Here is a 5,607-nt window from a genome sequence, read left to right as displayed (position 1 = left end):
GAAGGTCGTCGACCAGGTGATCGCGGTCAGCGACGCCGACTCGTTCGAGATGACCCGCCGGCTCGCCCGCGAGGAGGGCCTGCTGGTGGGTGGTTCCTGCGGCATGGCGGTCGTCGCGGCCCTGCGCGCGGCCAAGGACCTCCCGGCCGACGCCGTCGTGGTCGTCCTGCTGCCGGACTCGGGCCGCGGCTACATGTCGAAGATCTTCAACGACGAGTGGATGAGCTCCTACGGCTTCATGAAGGCCGCGGGCGAGGCCACCGTCGGCGAGGTGCTGCACAAGAAGGCCGGCGACATCCCTGCCCTGGTGCACACCCACCCGACCGAGACGGTGCGCGACGCGATCGAGATCCTGCACGAGTACGGCGTCTCGCAGATGCCCGTCGTCAAGGCCGAGCCGCCGGTGATGGCCGGTGAGGTCGCCGGGGCCGTGAGCGAGCGAGCCCTCCTGGAGAAGCTGTTCGCCGGCAAGGCGCACCTCACGGACTCCGTCGAGCAGCACATGGAGCCCTCGCTGCCGCTGGTCGGCGCAGGCCAGTCGATCGCCGAGGCGCGGCACGAGCTCGAGGCCGCCGACGCGATCATGGTGGTCGAGGACGGCAAGCCGGTGGGCGTGCTGACGCGGGCAGACCTCTTGGCCTCGCTGGTCGACTGAGCGCAGACAGCCTCAGCGGAGGCGCCGGGCCATCTGTGGCTCCGGCGCCTCCGCCGTTCCCGGGTGGAAGATGCCGGCCAACGCCTCGACGCCGTCGACCAGCCGTGGCCCGGGCCGGGCGAACGACGCGTTGGCGTCCACCGCCCACACCGGTAGGCCGTCGGGCAGGTGCCCGTCGTCGATCGCCTTCTGCGCCAACGCCGTCGCGCCGTCCAGGTGGTACCCGCAGGGAGCGGCGACGATGACGTCGGGCGCGCTCCTGCGCACGGCCTCCCACGTGGTGCGCGCTGACTTCTCACCCGGCACGCCGAGCGCGTTGACGCCGCCGGCAGCCGTCACCATCTCGGGTACCCAGTGGCCCGGGGCGAAGGGCGGGTCCGTCCACTCGAGCACCAGCGCGCGCGGGCGAGGTCGCCCCGCAACCGTTTCGGCGATGGTGGCGAGGTGCCGGCGCAGTGCGGCGACCAGCCGCTCGGCTGCGTCCTCGGTGCCCGTGGCCGCTCCGAGCGTGGTGATGGAGTCGAGCACGTCGTCGAGGGTGTGTGGGTCGATGGTCAGCACCGCGGCGCGGCAGCCGAGGTAGGCGAGGGCGTCGTCGACCTTGCTGACGTCGACGGCGCACACGGCGCAGAGGTCCTGGGTCACGACCAGGTCCGCGTCGAGCTGGGCCAGGGCGCCCGCGTCCAGGTGGTAGAGGTCCTCCCCGGCGTGCATGGCCTTCGTGACGAACGCGTCGATCTCGTGCGGACCGAGGCCCTCGGGGATGGCGGTGGTCGAGACGATCCGGCGGCTGCGCGCCTCCTCGGGGAAGTCGCACTCGAAGGTCACGCCCACCACCTGGTCTCCCGCGCCGAGGGCGAAGAGGATCTCGGTCGTCGACGGCAGGAGGGAGACTGTCCGCATGGGCCTGACCCTACGCGTGCTGGGGAAGCCCCGACGAGCCGTACCGATACCACGGCCTCAGTCGGTGAGCCGCCTGTGGGAGCGGGCTCTCGTCACGGGCTGATCCGCAGGCCGACCGCCATGTCGAGGCACGCGATGGGTTGTCCACAGCCTGCCCGCTGGTGATCTCCGTTGTCGGCGCCACCGCCTAGGATTCGTACATACGTTCGCATCTGGCGTGATGCCGGTTCGCGACCTGACAGGTTGAGGTGGGGGAGGTGGTTCTCAGTGACGGAGCACTCGCGAGCGACGGTTGGCCGTCCGCTCGATGCGCCACCCGTGCCGGTGCCGCTGACGACGGCCGAGCTGCGCGACATCCTGACCCGCCTGCCAGGCCTTGACGCCGCGGTGTCCGACGCCGAGCGGGTCGAGCAGCTCGGGCTGCTGGAGTCGATCAAGGCCGCCGCGGCCGGCGCGCAGGCCAGGGTGGCGGTGGCCTTCGACGCCTCGCAGCGGGAGGACCAGGCCGCTCGGGGAGTGCCCGCGCGGGAGCGCGGCCGAGGCATCGCCGCCCAGGTCGCCCTGGCTCGACGCGAGTCGGCCCACTGGGGCTCCCGACACCTCGGCCTCGCCACGGCCCTGCACCGGGAGCTCCCGCACACGCAGGGCCACCTCGCCTCTGGCGCGGTGAGCGAGTGGCGGGCGACTCTCGTGGCGCGCGAGACAGCCCACCTCGACCCGGACGTCAGGCGCCAGGTGGACGCCGCGATCGCCGGCGAGCTGCCCACGTGGGGCAACGCGCGCACTGCCCGCGAGGTGCGGGCGCTGGCGCAGCGGCTCGACCCGGCCTCGGCGGTCAACCGCGCCGCCCGAGCAGCAGCCGACCGGCGGGTCACGATCCGTCCGGCCCCCGACACCATGGCGGTCCTGACCGCCACCCTCCCGGTCGCCCAGGGCGTGGCCGCCTACGCCGCCCTGACGGCAGCAGCGGAGCAGGCTGCGGCCACCGGGCAGGCGGGCGACCGCAGCCGTGGGCAGGTCATGGCCGACACCCTCGTCCAGCGCCTCACCGGGCAGGCCGCGGCGGCCGCCGTCCCGGTCGAGATCCAGCTCGTCATGACCGACACCAGCCTGCTGGACGCCGGCACCGAGCCGGCACACCTCCCCGGCCATGGCCCCATCCCGGCGACCCTCGCACGCGATCTCCTTCGCGCCACGGAGCAGCACACGTCCCCCGGCCACACCGGGGCGCCCGATGGTGTGGCAGCGGAGGCGATGGTGTGGGTGCGCAGGCTCTACACCAGCCCCGACCGGTCCGCCCTGGTCGCGATGGACTCCCGACGCCGCCTGTTCTCGGGCTCGCTGCGCCGGTTCCTCGTCGTCCGCGACCTGGCCTGCCGCACGCCGTGGTGTGACGCGCCCATCCGCGACGGCGACCACGCCACGCCGGTGAGGGCACAAGGTGCGACCACTGCGGGCAACGGCCAGGGCCTGTGCCGGGCGTGCAACCAGGCCAAGGAGGCTCCCGGCTGGCTGGTCGAGACCACCGACCCCGGGCCGGAGCTGCCCGCCCTGCCCACCGGGGAGCGCTCGCAGCCGGAGGGCGAGCTGTCGCCACCGCGGGGTGGCCCATGGCCGCCCGGGCGCCGGCACACGGTCCGCGTCACCACGCCCACGGGGCACGCCTACCACTCCTCAGCGCCCCACCCACCGGGTTGGGACGCCTTGAACCAGCAGCGAAGCGGCAGCCCTCTCGAGCTCCACTACGAGCGGCTGCTCGCGGCAGCCTGACCGCCCATGGCTCGTCGGCTCGTCGGCTCGTCGGTCATCGCGGTCGTCGAGGGGTCCGCCTACGCTGGTGTGCATGGACCAGTTCGAGTCCTTGGTCGAGCGTCAGATCCGTGAGGCACAGGAGCGCGGCGAGTTCGACAACCTGCCCGGCGCCGGGAAGCCGCTGCCCGGGCTCGACGGGACAGACGACCCGGACTGGTGGGTCAAGGGGCTGATCCGCCGGGAGGGCCTCGACATGGCGGACGCGCTCCCACCGGTGGTGGCCCTGCGCCGGGAGGCGGCAGGCTTCCCGGAGTCCCTGCTCGATCTGCGCACCGAGGCCAGCGTGCGTGAGGTGCTCGACGACTACAACCGGCGCGTCAGGATGGACCGGCTGCGCCCCGCTGTGGGCCCGTTTCCGCCGATGCTCGCCCGGACGGTCGACGTCGACGACCTCGTGGGGCAGTGGCTCGAGCTGCGGGCGGCCCGTGCTGCGGCTCGCCTGAGGCCGGAGGCGAAGGCGGGGACAGATGCGGGGACGGAGGCGAGGGCGGAGGCGGGGACATCTGCCGGTCAGAGTGCGGACGGCCGGACCACGCGCACGAGGAGTGCGTGGGGGCGCTGGCTGGTCCGGCTGCGGCGGCACTAGGGCGGGCGTCGCCCATTCCCCCACCTGCCGCCGTCGCTACCTGCCCTGCGACAGGCTCCGGTAGTAGCCCATCTGGGCGGGGAAGTAGTCGTCGAACGACGGCCGGGGGCCGCCGGTGCGCGAGGCCACCAGCATGTCGAGGTAGTACTCCCAGCCGGGGCCGATCATGCCCGGGTCGGCGTCTGCGTCGAGGTGGTGCACCAGGGTCAGCGTGGTGGCCCCGTCCTCGTGGTCGAGCCTGGCCTCCAGGTGCCAGCCCCCGCTCTCGTCAGAAGTGCTGACCGCCAGGTGCCGCGGCGGCTCGCAGGCGTCGATGGTCGCCTCGGTCTCGGCGTCGCCCTCCTCGAAGACGAGGCGGCAGCGGATCACCGCACCCGGTCTGGCATCGCCGGTCCACGAGGCGAACCACTGGGCGGTGCGTTCGGGCTCCGTGATGCTCGCCCAGACGTCCTCGATGGGTGCGGAGAAGGTCCGGGTGAGCGTCAGGTCGCGGCCGCGTGCCGTGGGCTCGATCCATCCGCGGGGCGTCGGGCTCATGTCGGGTCCTCTCCGTCGAGCGGCAGGTACATCACGTGGAGCCCGACCCGGCCGTGCGCCCTGGAGTCGAAGGCTCGTGGGACGGTGGCCAGAACCGTGAAGCCGAGCTCCTGCCAGAGCCGGACGGCTGTGGTGTTGGTCTCCACGACCGCGTTGAACTGGATGCCGTCGTAGCCCTGAGCCCGATGCCAGGTGATCATGTCCTCGGCGAGCGCCCGGCCCACCCCACGGCCTCGGGCGTCGGCCCCGACCATGAAGCTCGCCGTGCCGACGTGCGACCCCCGGCCCGGCCGGTTGGGCCCCATCTTGGCACTGCCGAGCAGCGCCCCCGCCTCGTCGACCGCCACGGTCGTGCGCCCCGGTGGGCGCTCGAACCACAGGCCTCGGATCTCCTCCTCCGACAGGCCCTCGGGGTAGGCGTAGGTCTCGCCGGCCTCCACGATCGAGCGGAAGAGGGGAACGAACTCCTCCAGGTCGGACTCGGAAGCCTCGCGGATCAGCACACCCCCGACGCTAGGGCGAAAGCGGTCGTCAGACAACGGCATCGCCGCGGTGTCCGCCGGGCCCGGGGGTGGTTCCCGCGGCTACCGGTCCTGCTGACCAGCGCTCGGCGCGGCAGGCGTCACGTGGGTGACGACTGAGGTGCCCGAGCCGACGATCAGTCCGACCTCGGTCGGTCGTTCGGTGGAGAGCAGCCGCGTCTGGTCAGGGGCATCGGCGGTGTGTGCGCATCATGGAGTCATGCACCCCCGCAAGACCCTCTCCACCGCCCTCCTGGTCCCGGTCGACACCGGGCGCTGACGGCTACGCCTCCGGCCGCAGGACGTCCTGCTGGGCCGGGAGCTCGTCCTGCCTGACGATCCCCACCGGGCAGGTCATGCCGTTGGGCCCGTGGTTGCAGTACCCGCCGGGGTTCTTGTGGAGGTACTGCTGGTGGTAGTCCTCGGCGTAGTAGAACGTGCCGGCGTCGTCAGCTGAGCGCAGCTCGGTGGTGATGGTGCCGAACCCGTTGTCGGTCAGCACCTTCTGGAACGCCTCGCGGGTGGCGGTCGCGGCCCGCTCCTGCTCGGCGGTCGTCCAGTAGATCGCCGAGCGGTAGGCCGTGCCGATGTCG

The 5,607-nt window shown here is 72.8% G+C and carries 7 protein-coding genes; 3 read left to right on the top strand and 4 right to left on the bottom strand.

The genetic code is table 11. The annotated features are described in order from the left end of the window. Positions 1–655, top strand: a 655-nt coding sequence (locus VIB11_RS13130) for a pyridoxal-phosphate dependent enzyme (RefSeq protein ID WP_332031682.1), incomplete at its 5' end; no start/stop codon positions are given. A 12-nt stretch (positions 656–667) separates the two neighbouring features. On the opposite strand, the gene VIB11_RS13125 is transcribed toward VIB11_RS13130, so the two are convergent. Beyond that, on the bottom strand, positions 668–1,558 hold the full coding sequence (locus VIB11_RS13125) for a cobalamin-binding protein (RefSeq protein WP_332031681.1): 891 nt from the start codon (positions 1,556–1,558) through the stop codon (positions 668–670). 267 nt (positions 1,559–1,825) lie between these two features. Here VIB11_RS13125 and VIB11_RS13120 point away from each other — a divergent pair, with 267 nt between their 5' ends. Together VIB11_RS13120 and VIB11_RS13115 are read left to right on the top strand one after the other, a co-directional pair. After that, positions 1,826–3,328 (top strand): DUF222 domain-containing protein, encoded by a 1,503-nt coding sequence (locus VIB11_RS13120; protein ID WP_332031680.1) that lies wholly within the window; start codon positions 1,826–1,828, stop codon positions 3,326–3,328. 73 nt (positions 3,329–3,401) lie between these two features. Next, positions 3,402–3,956, top strand: a complete 555-nt coding sequence (locus tag VIB11_RS13115) for a DUF1992 domain-containing protein (RefSeq protein WP_332031679.1) — start codon at positions 3,402–3,404, stop codon at positions 3,954–3,956. Between the two features lie 36 nt (positions 3,957–3,992). Here the strand turns inward: VIB11_RS13115 and VIB11_RS13110 are convergent, their stop codons facing one another. From VIB11_RS13110 to VIB11_RS13100, 3 genes are all read right to left on the bottom strand, one after another. Continuing rightward, the gene (locus tag VIB11_RS13110) at positions 3,993–4,493 is read right to left on the bottom strand and encodes an SRPBCC family protein (RefSeq protein ID WP_332031678.1); all 501 of its coding nucleotides are present in this window, start codon (positions 4,491–4,493) and stop codon (positions 3,993–3,995) included. Next, positions 4,490–4,996 carry a GNAT family N-acetyltransferase gene (locus VIB11_RS13105; protein ID WP_332031677.1) on the bottom strand — a complete coding sequence of 169 codons (507 nt, stop codon included), beginning with the start codon at positions 4,994–4,996 and terminating at the stop codon, positions 4,490–4,492. The genes VIB11_RS13110 and VIB11_RS13105 overlap by 4 nt, the downstream gene beginning before the upstream one ends. A gap of 301 nt (positions 4,997–5,297) precedes the next feature. Then, positions 5,298–5,607: peptide-methionine (S)-S-oxide reductase (locus VIB11_RS13100; protein WP_332031676.1), on the bottom strand; the 310-nt coding region annotated here is incomplete at its 5' end.

It is taken from the genome of Pedococcus sp. (genome assembly GCF_036554925.1).
Lineage (GTDB): Bacteria > Actinomycetota > Actinomycetes > Actinomycetales > Dermatophilaceae > Pedococcus_A.
This window is presented reverse-complemented; position numbering and strand designations above follow the sequence as displayed.

Coding starts and splice junctions, on each gene's coding strand:
- VIB11_RS13110 (WP_332031678.1), bottom strand. CDS start 4,493: ATGAGCCCGACGCCCCGCGGATGGATCGAGCCCACGGCACGCGGCCGC.
- VIB11_RS13115 (WP_332031679.1), top strand. CDS start 3,402: ATGGACCAGTTCGAGTCCTTGGTCGAGCGTCAGATCCGTGAGGCACAG.
- VIB11_RS13125 (WP_332031681.1), bottom strand. CDS start 1,558: ATGCGGACAGTCTCCCTCCTGCCGTCGACGACCGAGATCCTCTTCGCC.